15 protein-coding genes and 1 pseudogene are annotated in these 15,597 nt (G+C 34.1%); 9 read left to right on the top strand and 7 right to left on the bottom strand.

From position 1 onward, the window contains the following. Positions 1-330: 330 nt before the first annotated feature. The 3 genes from J3D55_RS10905 to J3D55_RS10910 all read right to left on the bottom strand — a co-directional run bounded on the left by J3D55_RS10905 (position 331) and on the right by J3D55_RS10910 (position 1,045). On the bottom strand, positions 331-600 hold the full coding sequence (locus J3D55_RS10905) for a hypothetical protein (protein ID WP_259131027.1): 270 nt from the start codon (positions 598-600) through the stop codon (positions 331-333). Positions 601-698: 98 nt separating this feature from the next. Then, the gene (locus J3D55_RS22330; protein ID WP_310467502.1) at positions 699-779 is read right to left on the bottom strand and encodes a DUF6766 family protein; all 81 of its coding nucleotides are present in this window, start codon (positions 777-779) and stop codon (positions 699-701) included. 5 nt (positions 780-784) lie between these two features. After that, positions 785-1,045: a DUF6766 family protein gene (locus J3D55_RS10910; protein WP_259131028.1), complete on the bottom strand. Its 261-nt coding sequence runs from the start codon at positions 1,043-1,045 to the stop codon at positions 785-787. Positions 1,046-2,242: 1,197 nt separating this feature from the next. On the opposite strand from J3D55_RS10910, the gene J3D55_RS10915 reads away from it, so the two are divergent. Beyond that, positions 2,243-2,386: a hypothetical protein gene (locus tag J3D55_RS10915; protein WP_259131029.1), complete on the top strand. Its 144-nt coding sequence runs from the start codon at positions 2,243-2,245 to the stop codon at positions 2,384-2,386. Positions 2,387-3,120: 734 nt separating this feature from the next. Here J3D55_RS10915 and J3D55_RS10920 read toward each other — a convergent pair. Continuing rightward, positions 3,121-3,675, bottom strand: coding sequence for a hypothetical protein (locus tag J3D55_RS10920; RefSeq protein ID WP_259131030.1), 555 nt, complete (start codon positions 3,673-3,675; stop codon positions 3,121-3,123). 471 nt (positions 3,676-4,146) lie between these two features. Between J3D55_RS10920 and J3D55_RS10925 the strand changes: the two genes are divergently transcribed. The 3 genes from J3D55_RS10925 to J3D55_RS10935 all read left to right on the top strand — a co-directional run bounded on the left by J3D55_RS10925 (position 4,147) and on the right by J3D55_RS10935 (position 5,507). After that, entirely contained in the window at positions 4,147-4,908 is a 762-nt protein-coding gene (locus J3D55_RS10925; protein ID WP_259131032.1) for a hypothetical protein, read from the top strand. Positions 4,909-5,023: 115 nt separating this feature from the next. Next, positions 5,024-5,293: a hypothetical protein gene (locus J3D55_RS10930; RefSeq protein ID WP_259131034.1), complete on the top strand. Its 270-nt coding sequence runs from the start codon at positions 5,024-5,026 to the stop codon at positions 5,291-5,293. A gap of 25 nt (positions 5,294-5,318) precedes the next feature. Then, positions 5,319-5,507, top strand: coding sequence for a hypothetical protein (locus J3D55_RS10935; RefSeq protein WP_259131036.1), 189 nt, complete (start codon positions 5,319-5,321; stop codon positions 5,505-5,507). 379 nt (positions 5,508-5,886) lie between these two features. Here the strand turns inward: J3D55_RS10935 and J3D55_RS10940 are convergent, their stop codons facing one another. Next, the gene (locus J3D55_RS10940) at positions 5,887-6,780 is read right to left on the bottom strand and encodes a cation diffusion facilitator family transporter (RefSeq protein WP_259131037.1); all 894 of its coding nucleotides are present in this window, start codon (positions 6,778-6,780) and stop codon (positions 5,887-5,889) included. 598 nt (positions 6,781-7,378) lie between these two features. Between J3D55_RS10940 and J3D55_RS22525 the strand changes: the two genes are divergently transcribed. The 3 genes and pseudogenes from J3D55_RS22525 (at position 7,379) to J3D55_RS10945 (ending at position 9,484) form a co-directional block, all read left to right on the top strand. Further along, positions 7,379-7,513: an ester cyclase gene (locus J3D55_RS22525; RefSeq protein ID WP_374759486.1), complete on the top strand. Its 135-nt coding sequence runs from the start codon at positions 7,379-7,381 to the stop codon at positions 7,511-7,513. Positions 7,514-8,428: 915 nt separating this feature from the next. Continuing rightward, a pseudogene (locus J3D55_RS22530) lies at positions 8,429-8,605 on the top strand (SBBP repeat-containing protein); the annotation flags it as partial. A 60-nt stretch (positions 8,606-8,665) separates the two neighbouring features. Beyond that, the gene (locus tag J3D55_RS10945) at positions 8,666-9,484 is read left to right on the top strand and encodes a T9SS type A sorting domain-containing protein (RefSeq protein WP_259131039.1); all 819 of its coding nucleotides are present in this window, start codon (positions 8,666-8,668) and stop codon (positions 9,482-9,484) included. A 431-nt stretch (positions 9,485-9,915) separates the two neighbouring features. On the opposite strand, the gene J3D55_RS10950 is transcribed toward J3D55_RS10945, so the two are convergent. Beyond that, positions 9,916-10,602: a BON domain-containing protein gene (locus J3D55_RS10950; protein ID WP_259131041.1), complete on the bottom strand. Its 687-nt coding sequence runs from the start codon at positions 10,600-10,602 to the stop codon at positions 9,916-9,918. A 146-nt stretch (positions 10,603-10,748) separates the two neighbouring features. On the opposite strand from J3D55_RS10950, the gene J3D55_RS10955 reads away from it, so the two are divergent. Continuing rightward, entirely contained in the window at positions 10,749-13,250 is a 2,502-nt protein-coding gene (locus J3D55_RS10955) for a cation-translocating P-type ATPase (protein ID WP_259131042.1), read from the top strand. Between the two features lie 258 nt (positions 13,251-13,508). Then, positions 13,509-14,066, top strand: a complete 558-nt coding sequence (locus J3D55_RS10960; RefSeq protein ID WP_259131043.1) for an inorganic diphosphatase — start codon at positions 13,509-13,511, stop codon at positions 14,064-14,066. A 21-nt stretch (positions 14,067-14,087) separates the two neighbouring features. On the opposite strand, the gene J3D55_RS10965 is transcribed toward J3D55_RS10960, so the two are convergent. Further along, positions 14,088-15,551, bottom strand: a complete 1,464-nt coding sequence (locus J3D55_RS10965) for an SLC13 family permease (protein WP_259131045.1) — start codon at positions 15,549-15,551, stop codon at positions 14,088-14,090. Between the last annotated feature and the right edge of the window lie 46 nt (positions 15,552-15,597).

Genomic DNA, 15,597 nt, shown 5'->3' on the forward strand with positions numbered 1-15,597 from the left:
TCATATTGAAAGAAAATTTCTTGATTTAAAAACTCATCTAAATTAGGTTAGGAAGAAAAAACATTAATAAAGGTGAAAAAGACAAATATACTGATCCAATATAGTATTTATTTTTGGGGAAATTCTCTCGATGAAAATAGGAAAAATAATTGCTTATTTAAATTAGGAAATTAATAAAGAAATGGTTGACTTTTTCACTAGCAGGGCTTAAGCTAAAAGTGAAGACTAACTTTCTTATATTAATCATTCAATTTCACTTGAAAGTGTCCTCGGCTTCTTTAAGTAGTTTAAGGTATTGTCCGTTTTTAAATCGAGACCATTAATTTGCAATTATATCAAATCATAACCACGATTATTTTTTACAAAATAGTATTCTTTAGTTTGGTCTGCAGAGCTGCACAATTGGATCAATTCTTTATATGATACATTTTCATAGATAAAATCGTTGGAAATATTGATCACATATTCTGTTACAATTTCAACATCCAGCAATTTTGTTTGAATTGACTCATCAAGATCATCCAGATTAGATTCTTTATTTAAAAATTGCATTTTTCTACTGATCGAATCCTTAAATTTATATAGACGGATTGTTCCCATTATTAATAATTTTAAAAACTTTACTCCTTTTAATTTAAAAGAATAAAGAGAAATATTGTTCATATTTCTGTGTTCATATTTTTATGACCCAATTACATTTAATTTTCGTCATAAGATGCATCTACAGGTTTTGATTGGGGAGATCCTTTTTCTCTGAACCAAATTGAAAGGATAACCAACGATGCTACGGCAAGAAATTCACTTTGCCAGTTCTGAAAAGATTCAAACCAAAATTAAGAATTAACAAAATACTTTGTTCTTCATCATAATTTTTCAGGCTTCCCGTAAAATGAAATATAAGACTCAAAACAAACAAAATCCCTAATGAAATAGAAAGAGAATGATTGTAAACAGGCAATATAAAACCTCCTTTTTTCACAGACCACGGTGCATTTTTATGAGCCATACGTTCTTGATCTACTTCTTCTTTTTCTTTTTCTTTCAAAGACTTTGATTCTGCTAAACCTTTTTGCCTTATGGTATCTCTTAATAATGAAAAAGAGCTTTTTCCATAATCTCTGTTATTTTTTGCTTGTCTTCTTTAAAATTCAATCTTTATGAATTTTCTTTTGAAATAGGGATTAACAAATAAATTATCCGCATATATTTCTCTTATGGTTTGCATAAAAATGAACATATTCTTATTAGAAAATGCTTGTTTTTCATTTTTGGTGAAGCGTTCAAAACATGCTTTTAAAAAGCTAATTGTTCGTTGTTGGCCGCCATAATTAAATTTTTCACTAAGATAGGAAAAAATTACGGTATGATATTTGAATTTATTAAGATACAAATCACTTACAAATATATCTTTCAAATTATAAGGTAGTTTCAATTTTTGAGACTGCCTTTTTTATTTTTAATATTTATGTCTTAATACTGCTAGTTGAAAAACTAGATTTTACTAGAGCCTGCTTATTTAAGTAGGCTCTTTTTTGTTTATCGGTTCATAATCGATTAGAAATATGTTAAAGTAATAATTGGCAAAGCTGAAGATAACACACCACTACTCAAAAATTCAAATCTCCTAACCCAGAATAAACACACAACCATAAGACTATGCTGTAAAATCGGTGTCTGATTATTATAAGAATTTAAAGTTTGAATATGTACGAATCCGTTGGAGTAAGAGCCTTTTTGTATTCATTTTTAATTTTTACGGACCAGCTATAACAGGTCAAAATAATGTGTGTTGAACGAAATATAATAAATTAACAATTAATGAGTTATGGGCAATCCGATAATGCGCCGCAAAAATCAATACTCTCCTTATTCCAAACCCGATTTTATCATATCTGCTTTGTTCCCGTTAGGTACCAACATAATATGTCATGTCACAAAAATTGAAACATTACCTATAATGTGGTTCACCACACATATACAAATAGCCCGGGCACAATGAAGATATTTAGGTAGCCTCAGGATTGATCAGGATTGCTGAAGAAGATGGAATGAATCCCATTCAGCGATATCAGCATGGGTATGACTTTCCAATTTACAGCTGGGTATCCCTTTTATGGGTATTCCATAAGGATTATGTAAAGTTTTTTCAGAAAAAAATTGGCGCTCATCAGAGCGAGCCTCCCAAGCTGGAAGATTTTAATTTATTTTCTGCAAGAGCCCTTATTACTTCCTGTTTATTGTATTGCCAATATTAGTGCTGGATGTAAACTGGTGGCAATTTCTGATCGGTTTTCTGCTTTTACATATTGCTGAAGACGTGACCATGAGAGGACTGGTCTTTCAGTTGGCTCATGATGTTGAAGTTACCAATTTCCCTATGACGTAAAGAAGTTTTTCTTTATTTGAAAAGATTTTAAATAATATTGCTCACAATTTAAAGTAGTTTTATAATTTAATTGTTACGAAACTGATATCAGAACAAATGCAGCGTAACTACTTTCCTATACAAATAGAACAAAAACTTATTCAGAACAGCGGCTTGATATATTAAGGTTGTTACATAATAGTACTCATTCATTTTTTTAGAAATGGTGACCGGATTTTATTTCAAACAAAAATGGCGGTGAGACTAATTCAAATAGGGTAATTTAATAACCTAATATTTATGATAAAAGTAAGTTATATCATTTTTACCTGAAAAAGTAGCTGCTTAAAAAAGCAAAATCCCTCAAATTAAGATATGAGGGATAAAACACAAATGATGAAAAAAAATTATTAATGCTAATTTAGTGTTTTTAACATATTAGCATAGAATGTGAATGTTAAAAATAAGTTAAATATAATGCTTACAGTAACAAATGCGTACTTTTTCGGAGTACTTTACAACCAAATATTTTGAAATGCGACAAAGGATAATATCATATACTGATCTCCATTTACTGGAACTTTTAGTAATCATTATTATTCTTTTTCTAGGCATAAATTTACTTATAGACATGACAATAAAAATTTCGTTAGTTGTGGTTCTTACTTGACTTAAGGAAGATAGAAAAGTAGTACGATTAAAGAACAGATTTAAAACATGGGAGTTTTTATTAATAGGCAATTCCTGTCTTGCCACTATTTATTTACTGGATTTATATCAGAAAACTCAGTTGCGATAAAAAAATTACTGAATTCATAACCAGGGGTAATATTATTGAATTTTACACCCAAGATTTTTCCGCTGAATACAATATCACTGTTCTTTTTAATGCTATTCAGTTTTTTATATAATTTTCCATTTTTAGGGATGGGCATTACTTCAACGAAAGAAAAATAATCTTGATCACCTTTATCATAATTATTTTCAATACCTATTCTCATAACAACTGTGTCTTTTGAATAATCTTCCACTTCATCTAAATCGAGTAACGTAATTTTGCCCTTCCAATTATTGCATATTTTAATTGAATTTACTTTGGATGTATATTCAAGTTTAGCATTCTCTAGCTTTTCGGAATTGCTGCTGTCTTTTTTTGCCTGAACGTTAATTTTTTTTGTATAGTTTAAAAGCTCTGATTGTAGTACAGAATTATCTTCTTTACCATTCTGCTCTTTTGTAGTTTTTTGCTGGCACGAAGTGAAGATTAGCATTGAAACAAGAACAGTCAGTGAACGGGTGATGTTTTTCATATTAATTGGTAAATTTAAAGTTGTTTCTTAAATGATTTATTAAAAATAAACTAATAAATATAAAGCAATGATAAAATTATCTGTTAAATGCACCCTCATCTCAACATACTAAAGAAAATTTAGCCAATACCAACACTGGAAAAAATAATATTTGTTTTAGGAATTCACTTTTTTACGGGTTGGTAAAAGGAAGAGACTATAAAATTGCAGGATTTTGATTTTAATAATAGGATTTCAACTTATTTTTTTATCTCAATATTGATCCTACATTTTGTTAATTCTTTTTTTTATTATCTATAAACTAAACTTCTGGTATAAAATATGTTAATCATATACGAAGTTCCAGTTTATGATTAAACAAATGTCAATTATTTTAAATAATGGATATACTATTTAAAATGGTATTAAAGAAAAACTGGTTATTTAAGTATAGCTATGAAAAAATTAATAAACAATTAAATCAGATGGATTATGAGCAATAAAATCTCCTTACTCTTTGCATTATTCCTTCTTTCATCTTGCCATTCTCAAAACAATAAAACTGTTGATCTGGCGAAAATATCGGGTGATTTTAATGCCTCAGAATTTTATGAAAACAAAATTAAAAAGACCAATGAGATCATTTCGACAGACCCTAAAAGTATGGACAAGAAAGAAGCCTTGAATCTTTTAGATAATGCTTTTTTTGTAAAAGATACCTTAGGTTACTTTAAAACGGATGGGAGATTGCCTACCGACCTGTCTTTAGAGCCAACCAATGACTGGATGGTGAGAGACAAAAAACCAACCGAAATATTTGGATATGGCTACAAAACGGTAGCTTATGATCCTGAAAAAGACAAGATAGCTATTTTAAATACGGTAACATTCCCAAAAATGGATATGGTAGAAGACCGTAAAGGCCACTTAATGTATCTGGAAGTGGGGAAGACTTCAAAAAATACTGCTGACTATAATAAGATCACAGAATACCTCAGTAAAAACTGCAAGAAAGTTGCCGTTGATGATGATTCCAATGCTTCTTATTGGGAAGGAAAGGTCTTCTACTATTATCTTTTTAAAGAGGATCATAAAGAAGAGGAGATCTCTTTTGATTCACGGGGAAATAAAACATCCAAATCGGTAGATGTAACAGAAATTAAATTATCAATGTTTGAAAAATCTTACATTGAGAAAATGGAAAAATTGGAAATTTATTCGGCAGGCAATAAATTTTGGAAAAAACCTTTGTGATTAACTTAACAGTAGTTAACGAATTCATTCGGGATATATTGAGGATAAGAAAAAATAAGGACAGTAATAAGTCGTATACAATATCAAAAAACATCATTAACAAAAACAAATTCACATGAAAGCTAAAACATTATTTGTAACAGCAGCAATTGCAGGAATGCTATCAACGGTCAACTCATGCTCGTATTTTGAAAGTGGTAAAAACCGTGAAAAAGGGACGCCTATCGAATCGTCAAAAACGGCAGTACAAAAAATTGTCGTTGACAAAGAAACAAATGAAGGAAAACGTTTTTCTATTACAGGCTATTTGAATTATTCTGCAGGAATGACGGTTTATGTTGACAGACCCCAAACAGTATATGTTAATACAGAAACCCGGGGATGATGGCGAAACAATTACTCCCATAGAGATGGATTGGAAACAAGATGGGCACAACACTGTTTTTGTTCCTGAAGAGGTAGGACGAGGATCTGATAAAACAATATTTTATGATAATGAAGGAAAACCACTTACAACGAATGACAAGGTGGAAGTTTCATTTGAGGTTGGGAAAGCATCAATTTATCCTGTTGAAGTAAGGATTGACAAAGTAAAATAATATAGAAGAGCATGTCGTGGCATTCTGTGAATTGATTTGGAAAAATTCACAGAATAAAATTCAGCAATTAAAAAAAAAGCAGAAAATTTGTGGATGAATAATCTGATAGGATATTACTAAATTTAACATTATTATATGCAGGCAAATTATTTTATACTTTTATTTACAGGTCTTTTTTTAATAGGCACATACATTAATTACGGGTATACTCAAAAGAAAGGGATGGCATTCCGATACAGCCCCGTTTTTTTAATCATTATAGCTGTTTTATTTTTGGTTTCTTTATATGGAATTATCTTTGGAAAACCATATAATGGAATATAAGGTAACCAATAAGTTTAGAATCTATCTTAAGATTGAGATGAACAATTTGATTAACTTATTCTGGCTGAATAATGACAAACCGAACTAATGGAAATTCATTTTTTATATGTTCACGAATGCGGTGTATGGCTTCAGTGATCTCTTCAGTATCAAGATGATCTTCGAAATCTATTATCAGCATTAGCACAACTTCTTCTGGTGACTGGTACGTAGATAATATACTTTTTGTTCTCACTACAGCGGCATCTTTTTCAGCCAGTTTTGCGATCTTTTCTCTTGTTTCAGGAGCGATTCCTTCTCCCATCAATAAGCTTCTGCTTTCCCTTGCCAGTATGAAAGAGACAAATACCAATATCAACCCAACAATGACCGATGCAAGTCCATCCAACTCAGGTATTTGAAATGTATGGCTGATCCCCATTAATATCATGACAACGATAAGTCCTGCCACCGCCGCACCATCTTCGAAAACAACGAGAAAGCTCGCAGGATCTTTACTTTTGATGATTGCATCCCACCACCTTGTACCGTTACGGGTTTTATTGAATTCTTTTACGGCGATAAACAGAGAAGTTCCTTCGAAAATGAGGGAAAGAACTAACACAATATAGTTCCAGAACGGATCTTTCATCAATTCAGGCTCCAAAATGTGTGAAATTCCCTGATAAATGGATAAGGCACCGCCCAAACCAAATATTAAAATAGAAACAACAAAAGACCAAAAATAAATTTCCTTGCCATATCCAAAAGGATGAGATTCATCGGCTGTTTTCTTACTTCTTTTCAAGCCATACAAAAGCAACAGCTGGTTGGTGGTATCAACTGTTGAATGGATTCCTTCAGAGATCATCGAAGAACTGTTGGTAAATGTTCCTGCAATAAACTTTGTCAACGCAATAAGCAGATTGGCAGCAAGTGCACTGTAAATTGATTTGTGATTATTGGCCATTTATGATAGATTCAATATGAGATGGATGAGATTATTTAAAAACTTAGCAGACAAAAAAGCTTTATCACAGCTAATGTAAGTAATCATCTAATAAAAATATTGCTTTTAGTCCGAACCGCCAATACTGCCAGAAATTTTTTTATTTGTTGGATAGGAATTATAATTAGTGTAACGAATTGGCGTTGAGTTGAATTATTTGGCTTCAAATGACAATGTAGTATAAAAAATAAAGTAAATTAGCCTAACTGCAATTACGGAAATTACAGTTGTCATTACTTAAAAAGTATAACCAATACGACTTACCTTATTAAAAAACTAATGAGTAGGAAAAATTACATCATCGTAGGAATATTGGCGCTTATCGCTTTATTAGTGATAGGAGTATTGTCGTACTTGATGGGTTGAGCAGTATGGGAAATCCAAATGGAAGCAGGGCGCCCGATTATCCTTATTTTATAACAACCGAGCCTTTGACAGTCAAAAAAATAGGAGTGCCCAAATTAACCATTATCGGAATGATGCGCAGTGATTTTCCGGATATTCAGTGGAGTATTTAAGAAACGATCTCTAAGAATGATAAGGGGCGGTTAGGTTCACGATGGAAGGAACCCATAAAGAAACTTTTTTGGGTGTATCCGCAACAGGAAAACCGACTGCAGTTAGCGCAATGAATTTTTACCGTTTGTCTGATAACGAGATCATAGAAGAAATAAGGACAACCAGATATGCTTAATTTACTGACACAAATAGGAGCACTACCTGCAATGTGATTACACGTCGAAATATTCTCCATTTTTATGATCTCATAAAGGGTATGTAGATTTTGTCAGGTAGTTGAAAATTAAGTACTACAATACCTGCAATGGCTGATCAGGTTTTGGATTATATTGTTTTTGGTGGCAATAGGCAAAACTTTGGTAATCAATCCGGATTGGTAGTGCTAGTCGAAAAAGGAGATGAAGAAGGATAGCTTCAAATCTTAAGCTTGATGCAGCGGAAGAGAAGAAAATACCATCGGGATTGATAGCAGTTTTTGAAGCGTTAAAAGGTGGGTTTCATTGGAGTCGTAAATAAATTAAAAGTAATAATCTGGATAAACATTTTCAAAATAAATAAAAATGGCGCAACTTGTCTTAAAGTGACGCCATTTGGCTGTTTGTGACCAAGATGAGCGTATCTTCAAATACTTTTATAGACTATTTGCTTCGATTGATTGCAATTAAACAAGAATTACAAAGTTCATTTTTATTTAGTAATTTTTATAATATAGAATAATTGTGAACCTTTAGCAATTTAATTTCTAAAATTAAAAATAAGTGAAATTGTCATAATAGCCAGAGAATTAGGGGCAAAGGGAATAAGAGCCGTATGTCCTTTTCTTGCCAAACTGATGAGAGAACGTGACCTGAGAAGTATTAAAGAAAAAATTTAGGAAGAGTACTAATTGGCTACGCCGAACCACTTGGTTAGGTTTCTTCACATAGAATCTGTTGTTGAAAATCATTTGAATCAAAACTTTCATGTTAAAAACAGAAGAGAAATAAGACTCTTATGTACATCAGTTTTTTTCTGATAGAAAGGAGGTAAATAAATAGTATATGAATTTATACTTACCTTATCTTTACAACATATTTTATACAGAAAAAGAATGAAAATATATTTAATTAATTACATTTTTCTCATTGCAGCTTGCATTTGCCCTTCACAGGCAGGTGCTCAGCTATACACACAGACCAATCTAGGCAGCGATTTCAACTCCTCAAATGGGGTAGCTGTAGATCCTTCCGGCAACATTTATGTTGCCGACCGGTTGAATAATCTTATAAAAAAAATGAACCCTGTCGGCGGAAACATCCAGATCGTCGGGCTCTATTTCCAGGAGCCTATGGGAATCGCCCTGGACGCGGCAGGTAATATTCTGGTTTCGGAAACGCAGACCAATAAAATTAAAAAAATGACTCCCGACGGTACTAATTTGCAGACCATAGTCAATGGCGGTATGAACAGTCCGCATGGAGTTACCGTAGATACGGCAGGAAATATCTATCTGGCAGATTCCGGAAATGGTGTTGTTCGGAGATTTAATAGCGCCGGCCAAAATAATACGATACTCGGCAATGGCTTCTTCAATCCGAATCAGGTTGCCGTGGATGCTGCCGGGAATGTTTACCTAGCAGATGGAAGTCATAAGATTAAAAGAATCAATGCCACAGGCGGACCCGTGCAGGAACTAGGATCCGGCTTTCAGTATGCATATGGAGTTGCAGTGGATGCTTCTGGTAACATATATATAGCAGATCATATCAACAATGTAGTGAAAAAAATGAACAATAGCGGAACTAATATCCAGACCATTAGCGCATACATTTATCATCCGGTAAGTGTAACGCTGGATAATCAGGGAAATGTTTACGTAACTTCAGCAAGTTCCTCACCAGTTATAAAGTTGGCACCGGCTTCCCTATCTGTCACAGAGGCTTCATCCAAAAAAACCGGGATTTACCCGAATCCGGCTAAAGACATGGTGTATTTTTCGGAACAATTAAACAGCATAGCAATCCATAACGTTTCAGGAATTTTGGTATGGCATCAGAAAGATGGGAGTGTGTCAGTTAATATTTCCGCATTCCCAGCCGGTATGTACATCATTACGGCTAAAAACAGCAAAGGGCAGGTCATAACAAAAAAAATAATGAAGGAATAATACGGGTGTTTATCAGATCATGCAATTTCTATCAAAATAATTACGTGAGGTATTACTACAGGTCATTTGGGTTTAACATCACTTACAAATTCGGAAAGCTTAAAGACGAGATCCAGAGTACCAGAAGAAAAATTCAGAATAACGACCTGACCAATTAGAATACGGGCGATCTATTGTCTTTTCGCTCAATAATTTTATTTCTAATCAGCTTTTAAGTTGAATTTTATAATAATGTTCTCTTCAATCTATCCTTTTGCTCCTGTCTGTTTTTGCTCATCATACCTGCTGAAAAACATATGTAGTTAGGATTTTATGAGTTATTTCCTGATGATGTTAAATTTCAATTGCTATTTAAACGTTACTCTATACTTCATTAGATGTAATTTCGTGGCAATTTTTCAATGTTCCGGTACACCGATTGAATTGGAGTCTTACAGCTCAGAAGATAAACCATTTTTTGAATATTCATAATCTACGAATAACCCGTTATCTACATGTTGTATCCCCGGAGTTTTCCATGCAATGCGCTCAGCTTCGTCTTTTTGATGCCAGGAATTTACTGTTCCTGTTAAAGTCACTGTAGTGCCGGATACATTTATATGAATGTCACTATTGTATACTACCCAGTTCATTTTCATTGCATTTTCAATATCTTTTTGTTTTATAACATCTATTATTTCTGATTTGATTTTAATATGATTGATAATCGCTTTTACTCCCGGAAGATAATGGATTGCATTTTTTGTAATTTCTCTCTGATAGTCCCACTGCATTTCTCCCTCTAAAGTTACCTGCCCGTTTTCAACAATTACTTTGATCATATTCTCCGGAATAAATACATTCGATTTAAAAGCTTCTAAAATTTCATAGGCAATTTCGTTGTCGGTTTTTGATAAGGAATCTGGAGATTTCACGATGATATTTTCTATTAAGACTTTTACTCCAACAACTTTTTTCGCAGCATTTTCTGCCTCTATTTTTTTAACATAGTGATCAACTTCTCCCGTAAGAGAAACCACACCGTCTTTTGCAGTGACTCCGATTTCTGCTGAGTGTAATAATGGTTCCCATTTAATGGCATCCTGAACATTCTTTTGTAGTTCGGCATTTGTTTTCATTGTATCTTAATTGATCATTCAAAATTCCAGAAACTTTCCAGAATATACTATGATCAGTATCACGATGAAACCTGATACTGGTTAGGCAGGGAAATTCAATTTATATATAAATAATTGCCTATTTTTAGATAACCTATTTATTTGATATGTCTTACAACTTGCCCGAAAATCTTACAGGTCTTACCGAAAATGAAGTGAAAGCTTCCAGACAACGATATGGATATAACCGGTTGGAAGCTATCCGTAAAAACACCTGGTTTGATTTGCTTATTGGTATTTTAAAAGAACCGATGCTGATTTTACTGATCATTATTTCAATTATTTATGTGATTGTGGGAGATTATGGAGAGGCTGCTTTTATGTTTGTGGCAATTATGGCGGTGACCGCCATATCTTTTTATCAGGATAACCGTAGTAAAAAAGCGTTGGAAGAACTTGAGAAACTCAACGAACCTTTAAGTATGGTGATCAGAAACTCGAAAGTAGTAGAAATTCCGACCCATGAAATTGTCGTAGGTGATTTATGCATCATAGAAGAAGGAAGGATTATCAATGCTGATGGAGTAATTGTACACAGTAATGATTTTTCCGTGAATGAATCTTCGCTTACCGGCGAAAGTTTTTCAGTTTTTAAGGATAACAAATCTGAGGACAATCTTGTTTATAGCGGAACTATGACGGTTTCGGGGTTAGCTGTTTTTAAAGTAAATAAAATAGGCAAAGAAACACGTGTCGGCAAAATTGGAGAATCAATACTGAATATAAAAGAAGAAATTTCACCACTACAAATCCAGATCCGGAAGTTTGTAAAATGGATGGCAGTTATCGGTATTGTTATTTTTTTGATGGTTTGCATCTTCAGTTATATTAAAACCGGAGATCTTGTAACGAGCCTTCTTAGTGGATTAACACTTGCAATGTCTGTACTTCCCGAAGAAATTCCTGTGGCATTTACAACTTTTATGGCTTTGGGTGCCTGGAAACTAATGCGTGAAGGAATTATCATCAAACGGAGCAGTATTGTAGAAACTTTGGGAAGTACCACGGTCATCTGTACCGATAAAACAGGTACTATTACTGAAAATTCAATGAAACTTCAACATTTATACAATTACGTTTCCGACAGGATTTATGGAGAAAAGGAATTTAAAAATGATGATTTAAGTGAACTGATTGATTATGCCATGTGGAGCAGTGAGCCAGTCCCTTTTGACCCGATGGAAATAACCCTGCACAAAACGTATGAGCAGACTCAACAGAATGATCTAAGAAAAGAATATCAGATGTTTCACGAATATCCGCTTGAAGGGAAACCGCCTATGATGACCCATCTTTTTGAAAACACAAGTAAAGAGAGAATCATTGCCGCGAAAGGCGCTCCCGAAGCTATTCTTAGTGTTTCTAAGCTTTCAGAGGCAGGAAAAAGTAAGATCAGAGATATTATAAAAACATTTGGACAGCAAGGCTATCGCGTATTGGGAGTCGCTAAGTCGCACTTTGAAGGAAACAGCTTTCCAAAAAGCCAACAGGATTTTGATTTTGAATTTTTAGGACTGACTGTCTTTTATGATCCTCCAAAAAAAGGAATAAAAGAGGTATTTCAAAGTATTTATGATGCCGGGATTAAGGTAAAAGTCATTACCGGCGATAATGCAGATACAACCAATGCGATTGCGCTTCAGGCAGGAATTAAAAATGAGGCTCCTGCAATCAATGGCAGTGATATTATAGACCGTTCTGAAAAAGAGCTTATGCAGATTTCAGAGAATACAGTTTTGTTTACCAGAATGTTTCCCGATGCCAAGCTTGCGGTAGTAAATGCCCTGAAAAAGAAGGGGGAAGTGGTAGCCATGCTTGGAGATGGAGTTAATGACGGTCCCGCGCTAAAAGCTGCCCACATTGGTGTAGCAATGGGAAATAAAGGAACAGAAATTGCCAAATCAGCTGCTGCACTGGTGATTACTAATGATGATTTAGAAAAACTAATTGTTGGAATTGCTGCAGGAAGAAGAATTTATACTAATATCAAAAAGGCGATTCAGTATATTATTTCCATTCATATTCCTATAATACTGACGGTTTCTTTACCTCTGTTTTTGGGATGGGTATTTCCTCATATATTTACTCCTGTTCACATCATTTTTCTTGAGTTAGTAATGGGACCCACCTGTTCTATTGTTTATGAAAATGAGCCGATGGAAAAAAATACAATGAAACAGCCTCCAAGAGCTATGGGAGATACTTTTTTAAGTTTAAATGAATTGGGAATCAGTATTATTCAAGGGGTGATGATCACCCTCGGGGTTTTATTTGCCTATCAGTTCTCGTTTCAAAACGGAGGTGATGAAGAGAAGACAAGGGCAATGGTATTCAGTACCTTAATCTTTGCCAATATATTACTGAGTTTTGTCAATCGATCATTCTTTTATAGTGTGTTGGAAAGTTTCAGAAACCGAAATCCTTTACTCATCGGCATTTCTGCTTTAGTTCTAATGATGCTTTTAGTTATATTATACGTAAAGCCAATTTCTCTATTTTTTAAAGTAACAACGCTCAATATAAGCGAATTGGGGATGACTGTTTTCATCGCAGCTGTTTCTATTTTATGGTTTGAAGTCTATAAATATGTAAAAAGAAAGAAAAGATGAAACTATGATAAGCAAGTGTGGTAATAATTACCTTTAAAAAAAGGACTGGTTTTAAACCGGTGTCTTCACCTGGCAATATCATTTTTTTAGTGACTGATATCATTTCTTGGAATGAATAATTTAATGAATTTTACACAAGCAAATTAATAACCATGACGATTAGCGCAGCATGCAGTTTGTTTAAAAAAATTTCACAAAAAGAAGGGCATTTATTCAGGAGTGCTCTTCTTTTAGCTAAAAAAAATCAATACTACGATAATGATAGGAAATCAACACCCGTGGCATGATGTTTCTCCCGGAGAGCATCTGCCACAAATAGTTACAGCTGTTATTGAAATACCCAGTGGCAGCCATACAAAATACGAAATCGACAAACTATCAGGACTGATAAGACTGGATAGGATTCTTTTATCTTCTATGTATTATCCTGCCAATTATGGGATAATACCACAGACTTACTACAGTGACGGAGATCCACTAGATATTTTGGTTTTATGTTGGGAAAGCCTCGTTCCGCTAACCTTGGTTGAGGCAAGAGTGATAGGAATACTGGAAATGACAGATGAGGATAAAAAAGATCATAAAATAATAGCTGTAGTCGAAAATGATTCCTCCTTGACGGATGTTCATGATATTGAAGACCTGCCTGCTTACACCATTAATGGGATTCAGAATTTTTTCGAAGAATACAAAAAATTGGAAGGAAAAGCCGTACAGGTATTTGGTTTTAAAAATAAGGAAGAAGCTTTCGACTGTATTGAAGAGAGCTTGATGATGTATGTTAAAGAAATCAAGCCTAAAATAAAAGAGGATTAATGTAATATGATCCTTTTGATTTCATAATTTCATACCCGGCATCATGGGGATAAAGAACCAGCATACCAACGAAATGATGATGATACAAATAATATTAAGAACAAATCCTGTTTTCATCATCGTCTGAATTTTTATGTTGCCTCTTGCAAAGATTATTGCATTTGGAGGAGTTCCCATAGGAAGCATAGATGAACAGCTTGCACTTAAGGTCATTGGAATTCCCAGTAGAAGGGGATCAATGTGTAAGGATAGGGCTAGAGTAGTCACAACGGGTGAAAGAATCATCACTAAAGCCAGATTGCTGATCACTTCGCTTAAAAAAATAGAAATGGCAGATATTGTCAGAATAATTAAAAGAAGATTATCTGTAGTAATGTAGGTCAGGCCGCTGGCCAACTCATTGGCTAATTGTGATGCCTCAAGAGCACCGGCCAATGCTATCCCTCCTCCAAATAGCAGCAGTATGTCCCAGGCCATCTTTTGAGTATCACGCCAAACCAGTAGTCTTTCAGGTTTTCTGTTATTTTTATTACCGGATGGAATTAAGAATAAAAGAATGGCACTCAATAGGGCAATAACCGTGTCATCTAGTATTACAAAATTTTGCCAATTGTTTAACAGGTCTTTTGAAATCCATAATAAAACGGTAAAAATGAAAATCAGCAGGATCCGCACTTCGGGTCTGCTTATTGCTCCCAACTGAAGTTGGGATTTTTTTATCGTGTCTGAGGCCTCATTATTGTGTTGAACATTATTAGGATACATTATTTTGACAAGTACTCCATAAAGGATTAATAATAAAACTAAAGTCAGCGGCAAAAACAGTACCATCCAGTCAGAGAAACCGATGGTGTAATTGAACCTGTCTTTAATATATCCCACATAAGCAACATTTGGCGGGGTGGCAATGACAGTACCCAAAGCAAAATTGGAGGCATAAGCTATAGAAAGGAGAAGTGCTAAAGAAAAGTTTTGTGTATTTTTTTCATTTTTATTGTGATTCTTAACGACGTGGATGACTGATACAGCCAAAGGATACATCATCATAGTTGTTGCGGTATTACTGAGCCATAAACTGAGGAAGCCCGTTGCCATAATAAACCCGAGGATAATACGGTTTCCATTGGTTCCTGTGATTTTTATAATGCCAAGGGCTATTCTTTTATGAAGGCTCCATTTTTCAATGGCTATTGCAATGAAAAAACCTCCCATAAATAAAAAAACGATTGGATCTGCATAGCTTTCAGCGACTTCTTTTATGGAAGAAACACCAAAAGCCGGAAATAAAGCAAGAGGTATTAAAGCGGTAATAGCCATAGGCACCGCTTCAAATATCCACCAGACAATCATAAGAACAGCGACAGAAAGGACCTGATTGGCGTGATGGGATAATGTAAAAGGATTAATTATAAAACTCAATGCACTGAGTAAGAGCCCAATGATGAGGCCGATTTCTTTTCTGTGAGTTTTGTAGTAGGTTGGCATGGCGGTCAGAATAAATGGATCATAGTTTTGAATGGATTAACAACAA

This window comes from Chryseobacterium ginsenosidimutans, assembly GCF_024807225.1.
Lineage (GTDB): Bacteria > Bacteroidota > Bacteroidia > Flavobacteriales > Weeksellaceae > Chryseobacterium > Chryseobacterium ginsenosidimutans.

Coding starts and splice junctions, on each gene's coding strand:
- J3D55_RS10905 (WP_259131027.1), bottom strand. CDS start 600: ATGGGAACAATCCGTCTATATAAATTTAAGGATTCGATCAGTAGAAAA.
- J3D55_RS10920 (WP_259131030.1), bottom strand. CDS start 3,675: ATGAAAAACATCACCCGTTCACTGACTGTTCTTGTTTCAATGCTAATC.
- J3D55_RS10925 (WP_259131032.1), top strand. CDS start 4,147: ATGAGCAATAAAATCTCCTTACTCTTTGCATTATTCCTTCTTTCATCT.
- J3D55_RS10930 (WP_259131034.1), top strand. CDS start 5,024: ATGAAAGCTAAAACATTATTTGTAACAGCAGCAATTGCAGGAATGCTA.
- J3D55_RS10935 (WP_259131036.1), top strand. CDS start 5,319: ATGGATTGGAAACAAGATGGGCACAACACTGTTTTTGTTCCTGAAGAG.
- J3D55_RS10940 (WP_259131037.1), bottom strand. CDS start 6,780: ATGGCCAATAATCACAAATCAATTTACAGTGCACTTGCTGCCAATCTG.
- J3D55_RS22525 (WP_374759486.1), top strand. CDS start 7,379: ATGGAAGGAACCCATAAAGAAACTTTTTTGGGTGTATCCGCAACAGGA.
- J3D55_RS10945 (WP_259131039.1), top strand. CDS start 8,666: ATGGGAATCGCCCTGGACGCGGCAGGTAATATTCTGGTTTCGGAAACG.
- J3D55_RS10950 (WP_259131041.1), bottom strand. CDS start 10,602: ATGAAAACAAATGCCGAACTACAAAAGAATGTTCAGGATGCCATTAAA.
- J3D55_RS10955 (WP_259131042.1), top strand. CDS start 10,749: ATGTCTTACAACTTGCCCGAAAATCTTACAGGTCTTACCGAAAATGAA.
- J3D55_RS10960 (WP_259131043.1), top strand. CDS start 13,509: ATGATAGGAAATCAACACCCGTGGCATGATGTTTCTCCCGGAGAGCAT.
- J3D55_RS10965 (WP_259131045.1), bottom strand. CDS start 15,551: ATGCCAACCTACTACAAAACTCACAGAAAAGAAATCGGCCTCATCATT.